General features: G+C 37.0%; 15 protein-coding genes. All 15 read right to left on the bottom strand.

Going from position 1 to position 14,296, the window contains the following annotated elements; translation table 11 throughout:
• Positions 1-135: 135 nt before the first annotated feature.
• The 15 genes from SLW70_RS04735 to SLW70_RS04665 all read right to left on the bottom strand — a co-directional run bounded on the left by SLW70_RS04735 (position 136) and on the right by SLW70_RS04665 (position 14,218).
• Complete coding sequence (locus tag SLW70_RS04735; protein WP_320890888.1) at positions 136-1,506, bottom strand: NADH-quinone oxidoreductase subunit N; 1,371 nt, start codon at positions 1,504-1,506, stop codon at positions 136-138.
• A 151-nt stretch (positions 1,507-1,657) separates the two neighbouring features.
• A complete protein-coding gene (locus SLW70_RS04730; protein ID WP_320890886.1) occupies positions 1,658-3,097 on the bottom strand; it encodes an NADH-quinone oxidoreductase subunit M in 1,440 nt (479 codons plus the stop codon).
• A 9-nt stretch (positions 3,098-3,106) separates the two neighbouring features.
• Complete coding sequence (gene nuoL, locus SLW70_RS04725; protein ID WP_320890884.1) at positions 3,107-4,990, bottom strand: NADH-quinone oxidoreductase subunit L; 1,884 nt, start codon at positions 4,988-4,990, stop codon at positions 3,107-3,109.
• A gap of 6 nt (positions 4,991-4,996) precedes the next feature.
• Entirely contained in the window at positions 4,997-5,317 is a 321-nt protein-coding gene (nuoK, locus tag SLW70_RS04720) for an NADH-quinone oxidoreductase subunit NuoK (RefSeq protein WP_320890883.1), read from the bottom strand.
• Complete coding sequence (locus SLW70_RS04715) at positions 5,317-5,829, bottom strand: NADH-quinone oxidoreductase subunit J (RefSeq protein WP_320890882.1); 513 nt, start codon at positions 5,827-5,829, stop codon at positions 5,317-5,319. Before SLW70_RS04715 ends, nuoK begins: the two co-directional genes overlap by 1 nt.
• Positions 5,829-6,374: a NuoI/complex I 23 kDa subunit family protein gene (locus SLW70_RS04710; protein ID WP_220763296.1), complete on the bottom strand. Its 546-nt coding sequence runs from the start codon at positions 6,372-6,374 to the stop codon at positions 5,829-5,831. Before SLW70_RS04710 ends, SLW70_RS04715 begins: the two co-directional genes overlap by 1 nt.
• Positions 6,375-6,630: 256 nt before the next feature.
• Positions 6,631-7,683, bottom strand: coding sequence for an NADH-quinone oxidoreductase subunit NuoH (nuoH, locus tag SLW70_RS04705; RefSeq protein ID WP_320890880.1), 1,053 nt, complete (start codon positions 7,681-7,683; stop codon positions 6,631-6,633).
• 3 nt (positions 7,684-7,686) lie between these two features.
• Positions 7,687-8,730, bottom strand: coding sequence for a 2Fe-2S iron-sulfur cluster-binding protein (locus tag SLW70_RS04700; protein ID WP_320890879.1), 1,044 nt, complete (start codon positions 8,728-8,730; stop codon positions 7,687-7,689).
• 155 nt (positions 8,731-8,885) lie between these two features.
• Positions 8,886-10,253 (bottom strand): NADH-quinone oxidoreductase subunit NuoF, encoded by a 1,368-nt coding sequence (nuoF, locus tag SLW70_RS04695; protein WP_320890878.1) that lies wholly within the window; start codon positions 10,251-10,253, stop codon positions 8,886-8,888.
• 1 nt (position 10,254) lies between these two features.
• The gene (locus SLW70_RS04690) at positions 10,255-10,785 is read right to left on the bottom strand and encodes an NAD(P)H-dependent oxidoreductase subunit E (protein ID WP_320890877.1); all 531 of its coding nucleotides are present in this window, start codon (positions 10,783-10,785) and stop codon (positions 10,255-10,257) included.
• Between the two features lie 186 nt (positions 10,786-10,971).
• On the bottom strand, positions 10,972-12,210 hold the full coding sequence (locus SLW70_RS04685; protein WP_320890876.1) for an NADH-quinone oxidoreductase subunit D: 1,239 nt from the start codon (positions 12,208-12,210) through the stop codon (positions 10,972-10,974).
• A gap of 35 nt (positions 12,211-12,245) precedes the next feature.
• A complete protein-coding gene (locus SLW70_RS04680) occupies positions 12,246-12,767 on the bottom strand; it encodes an NADH-quinone oxidoreductase subunit C (protein WP_320890875.1) in 522 nt (173 codons plus the stop codon).
• 5 nt (positions 12,768-12,772) lie between these two features.
• Positions 12,773-13,321, bottom strand: coding sequence for an NADH-quinone oxidoreductase subunit B (locus SLW70_RS04675; protein WP_320890874.1), 549 nt, complete (start codon positions 13,319-13,321; stop codon positions 12,773-12,775).
• 101 nt (positions 13,322-13,422) lie between these two features.
• Positions 13,423-13,788, bottom strand: coding sequence for an NADH-quinone oxidoreductase subunit A (locus SLW70_RS04670; protein WP_320890872.1), 366 nt, complete (start codon positions 13,786-13,788; stop codon positions 13,423-13,425).
• Positions 13,789-14,023: 235 nt separating this feature from the next.
• Complete coding sequence (locus SLW70_RS04665; protein ID WP_108739554.1) at positions 14,024-14,218, bottom strand: cold-shock protein; 195 nt, start codon at positions 14,216-14,218, stop codon at positions 14,024-14,026.
• Between the last annotated feature and the right edge of the window lie 78 nt (positions 14,219-14,296).

Raw genomic sequence — 14,296 nt, 5'->3', positions numbered from 1 at the left:
AAGATATAGCGAATGGCAGGAACAATCCTTCCTGAAACCACCTAACCTTCTGCTCCAAAAAAAACAAAAAAAACAGCAATAAATCAAGATCTATTGCTGTAATGTATGTGGTTTCCGAAAATTTCGGGAGGGCGTTTATCCTAATAAGTCCAAAACGAACGATGGGAATAAACCAAGGGCGATATTCAGTACAATAGCGATGATGGCTACGGCATAGATTACGACTGGGGTTGCTGTTCTAGCTTCGTTTGGCTCCTTGTTGTACATCGCTAGGATGAGTTTGAAGTAATAGCCCACACTGATGATGGAGTTGATTACCGCTACGATTACTAATGATAAATAGCCAGCTTGGATAGTGTTGTTGAACAAAAACAATTTTGCAAAGAATCCTGCGAATATAGGAATACCTGCCATAGACAATAATGAGGCTGTCAATATAGCGGCCAATAGCGGGTTTGTTTTTCCTAGACCATGGAAATTGTTGATGTCCTCGTTATGTTTGTTGTAACACACGTATAACACCACGCTGAAGGCTGCAATACCTGCCAACGCATACGCCGAAGTATAATACAATAAAGTTCCTGCTGCGTTTTCGGTATTCAATAAAGTCATTAACATAAAACCGGCATGCGAGATTCCTGAGAAGGCTAGCATACGTTTTACATTCACTTGGCGCAAGGCCATGATGTTCCCCACGGTCATCGATGCCATAGATACGATTACGATTACGAGTTGAAATTGATCTGAAATTTCAGCATTCATTATCGTTAGTAATTTGAATAGAGTTGCAATAGCTACAACTTTGGCCAAGGTACTCATTAAAGCAGTGGTCAATGCTGGCGAACCTTCGTACACGTCTGGAGCCCAAAAGTGGAAAGGCACTGCTGCGATCTTAAAGAACATTCCGATGGTTACTAAGATGATTCCAATAGGAAACCAGATAGGCAATTCAGCTGAATATGATAATTCACTGATTTCGATCACGTCAAAAGTTCCCATGGCTCCGTAGATCAAACAGATTCCGAATAGGATGATTCCAGAAGCGAAAGATCCCATTAGGAAGTATTTCATTCCGGCTTCATTGCTTTTTATATTTTTTCTGTCGCTTGACGCCAAAACATATAACGAGATAGACAAGACTTCGATTCCAAGAAAGAACATCGCTAAGTTCCCGAAAGAAACCATGGCTACTGCTCCTGCAAGTAAAAATATTTTGATAGCAATAAAATCAGATATTTGAGATTGGTGGAATTCATAAAATTTATGCCCCAAAGCAATCAAGAAAATGGCAAGAATAATAAACAAACCACTGAAGGCAGTTGAAAATTTACTTACCACAATCATATTGTTGTAATAGGATGCTGGATTGCTGAATTCAGTTGCATTCAGTCCCAAAACAGCCAATAGGCCAATGATGCTTATCGGGATAATGGCTTTTCTGAAGTCGAAAATTTCAAATAAAAGGCATAAAATACCTAGTCCTATTATAGCTATTAATGTACTCATTGTTTTTGTTGATTTAGGAATTTAGTGATTTGATTTGAAATCATTTTCAGCTAATACCCTAATTTATTTTTACTATTAATCTACTCTTCTGTATGATAATTGAATTCGGATTACTTCTGAAATCAAAAATCGTTAATCTTCAATCTTAAATCTAACTTCTATTGATCACCGCTAGAATATTCTCCAAGCTCGGCGTAATCAAATCGTTAATCGGTTTTGGATACAAACCAAAAACGAACAATACCGCAACGATAATTACTAACACTGCTATCTCGTTGAAATTCACTTCGGCGAAAGCCTTCGTATTGGTTTCTCCTAACATCACATGTTGGTACATTTTTAACATATAGTAAGCGCCTAAAATGATGGTGGTTCCACCTAATACAGCGAACCAAATATTGATTTGTGACAAACTATATAAAACAGTAAACTCACCCACAAAGTTGAAAGTCGTAGGCAAAGCTACTGACGCCAACACTAAAATCATGAATAAAGAAGCAAACTTAGGGGTTTGAGAACGAATTCCGCCCATCTCTGCAATCGTTCTTGTTTCGTATCTTCTGTAAATGATTTCGGCTACAAAGAATAAACCAACCACTACAAAACCGTGTGCTATCATTTGTAAAACGGCTCCACGCAAACCGTCAAGGTTCAAAGCATAAGCTCCCGCTGCAATTAACCCCACGTGTGCAAGTGACGAATACGCTAATAATTTTTTTAAATCTTTTTGACGTAACGCTACAATCGAACCGTAAATCACACCTGCAATCCCAAGACCTATCATGATATTCATATGACCTTTGGCTGCTATTGGTGCAATTGGTAATTGCCAACGGATTACACTGTACAATCCCATTTTTAACATAATTCCCGATAGTAACATGGTTCCCACAGTTGGTGCTTTTTGGTACACCTTGGCTTGCCAAGTATGAAAAGGAATCAACGGAATCTTAATTGCATAGGCTAAAAAGAAGGCGGCAAAAATCCAAACTTGTTCGTCAGCCGTTAAGTTTAATTTGTATAAATCTTCGATTATTAAACTACCTGCTTTTTGGTACAAATACACAAAAGCAATTAGCATGAATAACGAACCCGCCAATGTATAGATAAAGAATTTAACTACTGCCGCTTTACGGTCTTCGGCATCACCGTTACCCCAAATTAAAGCGATAAAGTAAATTGGAATCAAAGCTAGCTCCCAAAAGATATAATATAAAAGTCCGTCAGCTGCTAAGAAGGTTCCCACCATCGCAAAAGCCATGAATAAGATTAAACCATAGATGCTTTTAGCATTTTTAAATGTAGTTCCAAAAGAAGATAAAATAATCAACGGCGTCAAAGCGGTAGTCAGTAACAACATCGCCATCGCCAAACCATCGGCTGCTAATGCTAAAGAAACTTTAGGCTGATTAATCCAAGGTGCTATATAACTAATGTTTTCACCTAGGTTGAATAGATTTAACAACATCAAACTATAACCCAAAGCCACAACGCTGAAAATAAAGGCTACTTTTGAGGCCATTTTATCCCCTGAAAGGTAGGTTATAAAGGCTCCAACTAAAAGGATTATTAATATAAGAGATACGTTCATAGTATATAATTATTGAGCTAAAAATAAATAGGTTACAATGGCACAAAGTCCTAAAACAAAAGCAAAAACGTATAGTCCAATACTTCCGCTGTGTACTTTTTTTCCTTGATAGCCTAATTCGTTAGTTAATTTTCCAAATCCAAAAACAACTGATGACAATCCAGTTTCTATATAATTGATAAACAATCTAGACAAACTGTTGATAGATTTTACAAAAACAGCATCGTAAATTTCATCTACATAATATTTGTTGTAAAGCGTTTTTGAGAAACCTGTAATCGCTTCGTCTGCTTCAGGAACTTGTTTTTGTTTCAAATATTTAGAAAAAGCAATTCCTATTCCAATCAATCCACCAACAACTGCAATCGCCATAAGTGCATATTCTTGTGTTCCAAAGTGGTGTGCTTCATGTGCTTCTTTCGAAAATAAAGGTGCTAAATATCCGTTTAACCAGCTATTGGTTGGCAAACTAATCAATCCACCTATTGCAGCTAGAATAGCCAAAACAATTAACGGGAAAGTGATTAAAGCGGGACTTTCGTGTAAATGACTTTTTTGATTGTCCGTTCCTCTAAAATCGTTGAAGAATGTCAAATATAACAAACGGAACATATAGAACGCCGTAAGTAAGGACGCTAACGAAGCAATAACCCATAATACTTTGTTGTGCTCAAATGCTACCATTAAGATTTCATCTTTCGAAAAGAAACCTGAAAAAGGAGGAATTCCAGAAATTGCTAATGATGAAATTAAAAATGTTATGAAAGTGATTCCCATCCATTTTTTCAAACCACCCATGTTGCGCATGTCTTGTTCGCCATGCAAAGCGTGTATCACAGAACCTGATCCTAAGAACAAACAAGCCTTGAAGAAAGCGTGTGTAATCACGTGGAAAACGGCTACTTCATAAGCACCTAAGCCCAAAGCCAAGAACATAAGTCCTAATTGAGAAACTGTTGAGTAAGCCAATACTTTCTTGATATCCGTTTGTACTAATGCAATTGTCGCAGCTACAAGAGAAGTAACAGCACCTACAATGGCGATGATGTTTTGAACTTCTGGAGCCAAATCAAATACATAGTTCAATCTGGTAATCATAAAAATTCCAGCCGTTACCATCGTAGCCGCGTGAATCAAAGCCGAAACCGGTGTAGGTCCCGCCATCGCATCAGGCAACCAAGTGTATAATGGGATTTGCGCTGATTTTCCACAAGCTCCAATGAACAAACAGAAAGCCGCAACCGATAATAAAGTTAAATCCATGTTAGAAGCGGCAGAGATTGCCGTTTTCAAACTAGCATAATCCAAAGTCGAAAACATCGAACCTAAGATGAAAATCCCAATTAGCAATCCTAAATCCCCAATACGGTTCATGATAAAAGCCTTCTTAGCCGCATCATTGTAGTCTTGATTTTTGTGCCAAAATCCAATCAATAAATACGAGCATAATCCAACACCTTCCCAACCAATGAACAGCACCAATAAGTTGCTACCCATCACCAAGCTAATCATAAAGAAGATAAACAGATTCAAATACGCAAAAAACTTGTGCATATTCTCATCGTCGTGCATATAGCTGATGGAGTATAAGTGAATCAAAGAACCAATTCCCGTTACAAACAATAACCAAAGCACCGATAATTGGTCTAATAAAAAACCAAAGTCTACTTTGAAATGGCTAATCTGAATCCAATCAAATAAGGAAACTTGGATGGCTTCTTGAGTGGCATTAATGCGAGAGAAAAAGTAAAGTGTCACGGCAAAAGAAAAAGCAACCGTCAAAGTTCCTATAATTCCTGATGCTGTTTTACCAACCGCTTTCCCGAAGAAAATATTAAATAAAAACCCTAAAAAAGGAGCTAATAATAAGAGTAAAGCTAAATTTGTATTCATTATAGTTTATCCTTTTAAATTTTTTAATTTGTCGATGCTTATCGAACCTATATTCTTGAAAATCGATACCAAAATCGCTAGTCCTACCGCTACTTCGGCAGCAGCAACCGCCATCGAGAAAAAGACAAAAATTTGCCCTTGCGCATCCTGATGATAGGTAGAGAAAGCCACAAACAATAAGTTAACAGCATTCAACATAATTTCGATAGACATAAATACAATAATAGCATTACGGCGGTACAATACTCCAAAAATCCCAATACAAAAAAGGATTACTGAAAGAAAAATATAATTTTCAATACCTATTTCGTTTAATATATTGCCCATTATTTTTCGGTTTTTTGTTTTTTAGATAGTAAAACAGCTCCAATCATTGCTACTAATAATAAGATAGAAGCAAATTCAAATGGCACCATGTATTCGTTCAGCAATACTTTTCCAAGTACTTTTATAGATTGGTAATCTTCGCCTGTTGTGGTGTATTCACCCACAATCGGTTTCGAATCAATAAACACTTTGATTAATACCAAGCACACCAAACTGAAAGCCACAATAGCACCCAATCGAGTCACACGCGGACGGTGCACTTCCTTTTTTTCGTTCAAATTCATCAACATAATCGTAAACAGGAACAAAATCATAATCGCACCCGAATATACTATCACGTGTACAATCGCTAAAAACTGAGAATTTAATAATAAGTAATGACCTGCAATCGAGAAAAAACAAATCACAAGATAAAGTGCACTGTGTATAGGATTTCGGCTAAAAACAGTCAAAAAAGCTGTCGATAAAGTGATGGCCGCCAAAACACAAAATATAATAAGTATTGTTGACATTAATTAGCGTTTTTAAGTTGAGTATTTTTCATGGCTACATCTAAGGGCATTACCAAACGGTCTTTACCAAAAATGAAATCTTCCCTATCGTAGCTCGCTGGAACTAACACCTTCGAAGTAGTTAAATAAATCGCGTCTTTAGGACAAGCCTCTTCGCACAACCCACAAAAAATACAACGCAACATATTGATTTCGTAGATTTCAGCATATTTTTCCTCACGGTACAAATGTTTTTCATCAGGCTTACGCTCCGCAGCCTTCATCGTAATCGCTTCAGCAGGACACGAAAGCGCACACAACCCACAAGCTGTACAATTTTCTCTCCCTTGCTCATCGCGTTTCAACTGGTGTTGCCCTCGGTACACCGGACTCATCGTACGCACCTGCTCAGGGTACTGAATCGTAACTTTTCTTGAAAACAAATGCTTTAATGTAATCCACAATCCCTTAAAGATTGCAATGATGTACATCCGTTCTAAAAAACTCATCTCTTTGTGAGAGACTTGCTTTTTTCTTCCCGATAAGGATATGGTTTCTATTGCCATTTTTTAATTTTTATTTTTTGTAGCTAATCCTGCTATCCGCTCTATCTTGTGGGGGCCATAGGCCAGCCCCCACAAGGATGCCGCTTCTATCAGGGCTAGGGTATTCTGCTATTATTTACTTTTTACTTTCAATTTGAAGATTTGTTTTCAAAACAACACTTCTAATTTTCATGTTCTATTCCATTTAAAAATTTAAGTAAAGCTTAATAAACTTAATTTCTTAATGGTGAAATTTTAATGGTTTCAATTGGAATACTTAAAATCCTAAAAACACCGCAATCTCCGCTCTCAATATCACAATTCCCGTGATGATGATATTGAATATCGACAACGGAATCAATATTTTCCATCCCAAATGCATCAACTGATCGTATCTAAATCTTGGAATCGTCCATCTTACCCACATATAGAAAAAGATGAAGAAACATATTTTGGCAAACAAAACACCAATTCCAATCACATTTCCAATGTTGACACCATAATTTTCAATTACCCATTCCATTCCAGGATAGTTGTATGCTCCAAAGAACAATACCGCCAAAATAGTTGATGAAATAAACATATTCGCATATTCAGCAAATAAGTAGAAACCCATTTTCATCGAAGAATACTCTGTATGGTATCCTCCAATCAATTCCGTTTCACATTCCGCTAAATCGAATGGTGTTCTATTGGTTTCAGCAAAAGCACAAATCAAAAAGATGAAGAACGATAAAGGTTGGTAAAACACATTCCAATTCATCCCTGATTGTTGTGCTGCGATTTCTTTCAAACTCAAACTTCCAGTCATCATCAACAAAGCAATGATAGACAATCCCATCGCTACCTCGTAAGATACCATTTGCGAAGCCGCACGTACCGCACCAATCAATGAAAACTTGTTATTGGAAGCCCATCCCCCAATCATGATGCCGTAAACACCCAATGAAATGATTCCGAAAACGTATAACAACGCCACATCAATATCCGTAGCTTGCAAGATTACATCACGACCAAAAACATGTAATTTATCTCCCCACGGAATCACGGCGCTCGTCATCAAAGCAGTAGCCATCGCAATGGCAGGCCCTACATAAAACAAAAAGATATTAGGCGTATTGGGTTCAAATTCTTCTTTAGAGAATAACTTCAATCCATCAGCTAGTGGTTGTAACAATCCTCCTTTACCGGCTCTGTTCGGGCCAATACGGTCTTGCAACCAAGCCGCAACCTTACGTTCTGCTAGTGTTGAATACATCGCCATGACCATCGTAATGGCAAAAACAACAAGAATAACAATGCTTTTTTCTATAATAATTGCTGTATCCATTTCTTATGCATTAGAGTTATTCGTTTGCTCTTCTTTTCCGTTTTGCAAAGGAATAGCCGACATACTTATTTTTTTACGGTCTTGCTCTCTCCCTTTTAAGATACCTTCTTCGGTATTGATAGTAACCGTTTCTAATTTTTGTGTGTAGTTATTTTGATTGATAACCGAATCTTTATCAAATTCTCTTGGCCCCTCAATCACCCAGTCAGCGGGATCTTTGTGGTCAAAACGACAGCTGTTGCAAATGAATTCTTCTACTTCATGGTATTGGTCTTTACGACCAGTCACTCTTTGAATTTCGTTACCAAACATCCAAACCGTAGTTTTTCCACAACATTTGTCGCAATCTCTGTGCGCATTGTAGGGCTTGTTGAACCAAACTCTCGATTTGAATCTAAAAGTCTTGTCGGTCAACGCTCCTACCGGACACACATCAATCATGTTACCAGAGAATTCATTATCAATCGCTTTTGAGATGCAAGTCGAAATATTCGCGTGATCACCTCTGTCCATCACACCATGTACTCTGTTGTCTGTCAATTGATCAGCCACTTGCACACAACGTTGACACAAAATACAACGGTTCATGTGTAATTGAATATTCGGACCGATATCTTCTGGTTCAAAGGTTCTTTTTTCTTCAATAAAACGGGTTTTTGATTTTCCGTGCTCAAAGCTTAAGTCCTGCAAATCGCATTCTCCCGCTTGGTCACATACAGGACAGTCTAAGGGGTGGTTAATCAATAAAAATTCCGTCACCGACTGACGCGCTTCACGCACACGGTCAGAGTTTTTACTGTTCACTTCCATTCCGTCCATACAGCCCGTTACGCACGAAGCCATTAATTTTGGCATCGGTCTTGGGTCGGCATCACTACCTTTGGCTACTTCGACCAAACAACAACGGCATTTTCCACCGCTCCCTTTTAGTTTAGAGTAATAGCACATCGCTGGAGGAACAGACTCTCCACCAATCATACGTGCCGCTTGCAAGATGGTTGTTCCTGCTTCAACTTCAATTTCTTGACCGTCTATTGTTACTTTCATTTATCTTTTGGTTTAAAGTTTCAGGTTTAAAGTTTCAAGTTGTTGGACGTAAAACTTTAAATATGAAAATTTAGATACTATTTTTTTTAGTTTAAGGTTTAAAAGTTTGAAGTTGTTAGACTTGAAACTAAAAAATCTTGAAACTTGAAACTATTCTATACTGTTTGTTTCGTCACCAAATGCTTTACGCTTGAAAACGGTTCAGCTACAAAGTGATTTCTGTTTTTAATTTTTTCAGGGAAACGAACATGATATTCAAATTCGTCTCTAAAATGACGAATCGCAGCTGCTACTGGCCAGGATGCGGCATCACCTAATGGACAAATCGTGTTTCCTTCAATTTTTGATTGAATGCTCCACAATAAATCAATATCTTCTTCACGTCCTTGACCGTTTTCAATACGCCACAACACTTTCTCTAACCAACCTGTACCTTCACGGCAAGGGGTACATTGACCACAACTTTCATGGTGGTAAAAACGAGAAAAATTCCAAGTATTTCTAACAATACAAGCCGTATCATCATATACAATAAAACCTCCTGAACCCAACATTGATCCGGTAGCAAAACCACCATCACTTAAAGACTCATACGTCATCAAACGATCTTCACCGTTAGCTGTTTTGAAAATCAAGTCAGCTGGTAAAATTGGCACAGAAGAACCTCCTGGCACCAGTGCTTTCAAAGGTCGGTCAGAATACATTCCTCCTAAATATTCGTCAGAATTCATGAATTCATCCACGCTTAATCCCAATTCAATTTCGTAAACTCCTGGGTTTTTAATATGCCCTGAAGCCGAAATTAATTTGGTTCCCGTAGAACGGCCCACACCTATTTTGGCATAATCATCGCCTGAATTGTTTACAATCCAAGGCACAGAGGCAATTGTTTCTACATTGTTTACAACGGTAGGGTTTGCCCATAATCCTGAAACCGCAGGGAAAGGTGGTTTGATACGAGGATTTCCTCTTTTCCCTTCTAAGGATTCAATCAAAGCCGTTTCTTCACCACAGATGTAAGCTCCAGCACCACAGTGAACGTGTAGTTCTAAGTCGTAACCCGAACCTAATATATTTTTTCCTAACCATCCTGCCGCTTTGGCTTCAGCGATGGCTCTTTCTAAAATTTTGAAAACCCACATGTACTCTCCACGAATGTAGATGTACGAAAGGTTAGCCCCCAAAGCAAAACTAGAAGTAATCATTCCTTCAATCAATAAATGTGGAATAAATTCCATCAAATAACGATCTTTGAAAGTCCCTGGTTCTGATTCGTCGGCGTTGCAAACTAAATGTCTTGGTTTTCCTGATTTTTTGTCAATAAAACTCCATTTCATTCCAGCAGGGAAACCCGCACCACCACGACCACGAAGTCCCGATTTTTTTACTTCTTCAACCACTTCATCAGGCGTCATTTTTTTCAAAGCTTTCTCTACAGAGGCATAACCGCCTTCTTTACGATAGACTTCGTAGGTTTTGATTCCTGGAACGTTGATTTTATCTAATAATATTTTTTGAGACATCTTATTTATCGTGTAATATTATTTTATTATCTCTACAATCAGCAATTAACTGATCGATTTTATCTTTGGTTAAATGTTCTTGGTAAAAATCACCTAGTTGCATCATAGGTGCATAGCCACAAGCCCCTAAACACTCTACACCACGTACTTCAAAAAGTCCATCAGCGGTAGGTTCTCCAATGCCAACACCTAGTTTTTCACAGGTATAATCCATCAAATCCTCCGTACCTCTTAAACAACAAGAAGACGTTTGGCAAAATTCAAACATGTATTTCCCAATAGGACGACGGTTGTACATCGTATAAAAAGTAACCACTTCATATACTTCTACGGGTTTGATATTCAAAATCTCAGCTACTTTGTCTTGCAATTCAATACTCAACCAGTTGTCGTGAGCATCTTGAACCTCGTGCAAAACAGGTAATAAAGCTGATTTTCTTTTATCTTCTGGATAATGACTGATTAATTCATTGATGCGAGCCATCAATGCGTCAGTTATGTTTATCTCTTGTTTGTGATGTGTTCTTTCCATTCTCTATTTTAGATTTTAGATTTAGGATTTAGGATTTAAATAGGGTTACCGAGATAATCCGTCTTTCCTAAAATGCCCAAAATCTATATGTCTTATTTCTTAATCAATATTTTTTCTAAAATCCCAAATCTTAAATCTTAATTCCCAAATTTCAATTCCTAAATCCTTAATCTTAATTCCTTAATTTTAAGCATCTAATTCTCCAGCAATTACATTTAAACTTGATAAAATCACAATCGCATCTGATAACAAAGCGCCTTTGATCATCTCTGGATAGGCTTGGTAATAGATAAAACAAGGTCTTCTAAAATGCAATCGGTACGGTGTACGGCTTCCATCGGTAATTAAATAGAATCCTAGTTCTCCATTTCCACCTTCTACGGGATGGTAAATTTCGGCCACTGGAACAGGAACTTCACCCATCACAATTTTAAAGTGATAAATCAACGATTCCATATTGTTGTACACATCTTCTTTTGGAGGCAAATAGTAATCAGGAACTTCAGCATGGTATTCGTTTCCTTCTGGCATTTTGGCCAAAGCCTGACGAATAATGCTTAAACTTTCCCATACTTCGGCATTACGCACACAAAAACGATCATAAGTATCACCTGATTTTCCTACTGGAATTTCGAATTCAAAATCTTCATAAGAACTGTATGGTTGTGCTACACGCACATCGTAATCTACTCCAGCAGCACGTAAGTTAGGCCCTGTAAATCCGTAAGCCATTGCTTTTTCGGCTGTAATTGGACCTACATTAACCGTTCTATCAATAAAAATTCTGTTTCTTTCAAAAAGGTTTTCGAATTCTTTCCAAGCCGGTGGAAATTCTTCTAAGAAGGTGTTTAATAATTCAAATGCTTTAGGTGTCCAGTCTCTTTCAAAACCACCCAAACGTCCCATATTAGTTGTCAAACGAGCCCCACAAATTTCTTCGTAGATTTCGTAAACTTTCTCTCTAAATTGGAACACATATAAAAATCCAGTGTAAGCTCCTGTATCTACCCCAAGAATAGAATTACAAATGATGTGGTCTGTAATACGTGCCAACTCCATGACAATAACTCTTAAATACTGCGCTCTTTTTGGAACTTCAATATTTAATAATTTTTCTAAAGTCATCCACCATCCCATGTTGTTGATAGGAGAGGAGCAATAGTTCATACGGTCTGTAAGCGGCGTAATTTGATAAAACGGACGATTTTCAGCGATTTTTTCAAAAGCACGGTGAATGTATCCAATGGTAGGTTCAGCTTCCAAGATACGTTCTCCATCCATCAATAAAATATTTTGAAAAATACCGTGGGTTGCAGGATGCGTAGGTCCTAAATTCAGAATCGAAAGCTCGCTTCCGTCTTCATTTAGTTTCTCTTTCATTATTTTAGCATAGCGATGCTCTGGTGGTAATAATAGTTCTGACATTTATAGCATGTGAAAAATTATATATTGTATCTTTTTTAGCAATTGCTAGTTGTTCTTCCAAAGAATCTATCGTCTTTGTCGGTACGTCCTCCATCTTCCAATGGAAATTCTTTTCGCATTGGAAAAGAAGTCATTTCATCCATATTCAAAATACGTTTTAATTGTGGATGACCAATGAAATTTACACCGTAAAAATCATAGGTTTCTCTTTCCATCCAATTGGAAGTGGGGAATATAGTTGTAATGGATTTTATTTCAGGATTAGAACCGCTGATGAAGGCTTTGATTCTGATTCTTGTATTTTCATACCAATTATGCATATGATACACAATTGCCATTTGTCTTTCTACTTCGTTATCTGGGTAATGTACACCACATAAGTCTGTTAAAAAGTGAAAACGCAAATCTGTATCATTTTTCAAAAAAAGGATAATGGCAGTTATTTTGTCCGCAGGAACCTCAACAGATAAAATATCTCTTTCTTGTTTGAAAACAAAAGGAATATCACTGAATGTAGCGGTTAATTTGTCTTGAATTTGAGCTGTTTCTAATGCCATCTTGATTATTTGATATTATATGAAGCTAGTAATTCTTGGTATTCAGGTGAACTTCTTCTTCGTACCGATTCTGATTTTACTAGTTCTTGCAATTTCATTACACCTTCTACAATTTGTTCTGGTCTTGGAGGACATCCAGGAACATAAACATCAACTGGAATTACTTTATCAATACCTTGTAAAACAGAATATGTATCAAAAATACCTCCCGAAGAAGCACAAGCACCAACAGCCATTACCCAACGAGGCTCAGCCATTTGCTCATAAACCTGACGTAAAATAGGACCCATTTTTTTAGATATTGTCCCCATTACCATTAGCATATCGGCTTGACGAGGAGAAAAACTCACACGCTCAGAACCAAATCGAGCCAAATCATAATGCGAAGCCATTGTTGCCATAAATTCGATTCCACAACAAGAAGTAGCAAAAGGCAAAGGCCAAAGCGAGTTTGCTCTTGCCAAACCAACCACATCGTTTAATTTGGTTGCAAAAAAACCTTCTCCAACAACGCCTTCTGGAGGCGCAACCATATTTGTTTTAGATTCAGTCATCTTTATATTTTATATTTAGAATTTTAGCCTTAGGACTTGCCAATGCTAAAATCTGTATTTTAATAAATCCTAAATTAGGAAATCTCAAATCCTAAATTTCACTATTCCCACTCCAAAGCTTTCTTCTTGATGATATAAAAGAATCCCACCAAAAGTAAAAGCATAAAAACAATCATTTTTAAAAGCCCTTCCATTCCCAATTCCTTGAAATTGATTGCCCAAGGATATAAGAAAATAACTTCAACATCAAATAAAACAAACAATATAGCAACTAAGAAGTACTTAACAGAGAAAGGAATACGAGCATTACCAACAGATTCGATACCACACTCAAAGTTGCGGTCTTTATTTGCCGACCTCCTTTTAGGCCCTAATTTCCCTGATACAACTATAGTTCCTGCAACAAATCCTACAGCTAATAAACACTGCATAAAAATTGGAATGTAATTTAATTGGTCGGTAAGCATATATTTGTTATATTATAGTTTTATTTTAGGTACAAAGATAGGATTCGATTAGCGAAATCACAACATTAGATTAAGAATAAGTTATAATTTTTTGCTAAATTTTGCGTTATTTATAATTTTTCTTTTTAGAAATCCGTACTCCACATTTTCAAAAATTTTAAGCAAAAAAAAACGTCCCAACATTAGTTGGAACGTTTTTTAAACATTCGTTGGCAATAAAAAATGAATTTTTATCTTAGATAACTGCTACTTGAGCAGCAACTTTACCTTTTCTTCCTTCTTCTTCTTCGTAACTAACTCTGTCACCTTCGCGTAATTCTTCCGCGTTGATTCCTGAAGCGTGAACGAAAATGTCTTTTCCTGTTTCTTCGTCTGTAATGAATCCGTAACCTTTAGACTCATTGAAAAATTTAACTGTACCTGTACGCATTGTAATAGTAATAATAATTTATAATGAGACAAATGTAATATTTAATACAATACAATCATCATTATTGTGTATTTTTTT

This window comes from Flavobacterium sp. NG2 (assembly GCF_034119845.1).
GTDB lineage: Bacteria > Bacteroidota > Bacteroidia > Flavobacteriales > Flavobacteriaceae > Flavobacterium.
Note: the sequence above shows the minus strand (reverse complement) of the source record. Positions and strands in the feature narration are given on the sequence as shown.

What these genes read in the sequence shown, in the direction of transcription:
- SLW70_RS04680 (WP_320890875.1), bottom strand. Translation starts at nt 12,767, where the DNA reads ATGGCATTAGAAACAGCTCAAATTCAAGACAAATTAACCGCTACATTC.
- SLW70_RS04735 (WP_320890888.1), bottom strand. Translation starts at nt 1,506, where the DNA reads ATGAGTACATTAATAGCTATAATAGGACTAGGTATTTTATGCCTTTTA.
- SLW70_RS04730 (WP_320890886.1), bottom strand. Translation starts at nt 3,097, where the DNA reads ATGAACGTATCTCTTATATTAATAATCCTTTTAGTTGGAGCCTTTATA.
- SLW70_RS04690 (WP_320890877.1), bottom strand. Translation starts at nt 10,785, where the DNA reads ATGGAAAGAACACATCACAAACAAGAGATAAACATAACTGACGCATTG.
- nuoL (WP_320890884.1), bottom strand. Translation starts at nt 4,990, where the DNA reads ATGAATACAAATTTAGCTTTACTCTTATTATTAGCTCCTTTTTTAGGG.
- SLW70_RS04665 (WP_108739554.1), bottom strand. Translation starts at nt 14,218, where the DNA reads ATGCGTACAGGTACAGTTAAATTTTTCAATGAGTCTAAAGGTTACGGA.
- nuoH (WP_320890880.1), bottom strand. Translation starts at nt 7,683, where the DNA reads ATGGATACAGCAATTATTATAGAAAAAAGCATTGTTATTCTTGTTGTT.
- nuoF (WP_320890878.1), bottom strand. Translation starts at nt 10,253, where the DNA reads ATGTCTCAAAAAATATTATTAGATAAAATCAACGTTCCAGGAATCAAA.
- SLW70_RS04710 (WP_220763296.1), bottom strand. Translation starts at nt 6,374, where the DNA reads ATGGCAATAGAAACCATATCCTTATCGGGAAGAAAAAAGCAAGTCTCT.
- SLW70_RS04715 (WP_320890882.1), bottom strand. Translation starts at nt 5,829, where the DNA reads ATGTCAACAATACTTATTATATTTTGTGTTTTGGCGGCCATCACTTTA.
- SLW70_RS04685 (WP_320890876.1), bottom strand. Translation starts at nt 12,210, where the DNA reads ATGTCAGAACTATTATTACCACCAGAGCATCGCTATGCTAAAATAATG.
- SLW70_RS04670 (WP_320890872.1), bottom strand. Translation starts at nt 13,788, where the DNA reads ATGCTTACCGACCAATTAAATTACATTCCAATTTTTATGCAGTGTTTA.
- SLW70_RS04675 (WP_320890874.1), bottom strand. Translation starts at nt 13,321, where the DNA reads ATGACTGAATCTAAAACAAATATGGTTGCGCCTCCAGAAGGCGTTGTT.
- SLW70_RS04700 (WP_320890879.1), bottom strand. Translation starts at nt 8,730, where the DNA reads ATGAAAGTAACAATAGACGGTCAAGAAATTGAAGTTGAAGCAGGAACA.
- nuoK (WP_320890883.1), bottom strand. Translation starts at nt 5,317, where the DNA reads ATGGGCAATATATTAAACGAAATAGGTATTGAAAATTATATTTTTCTT.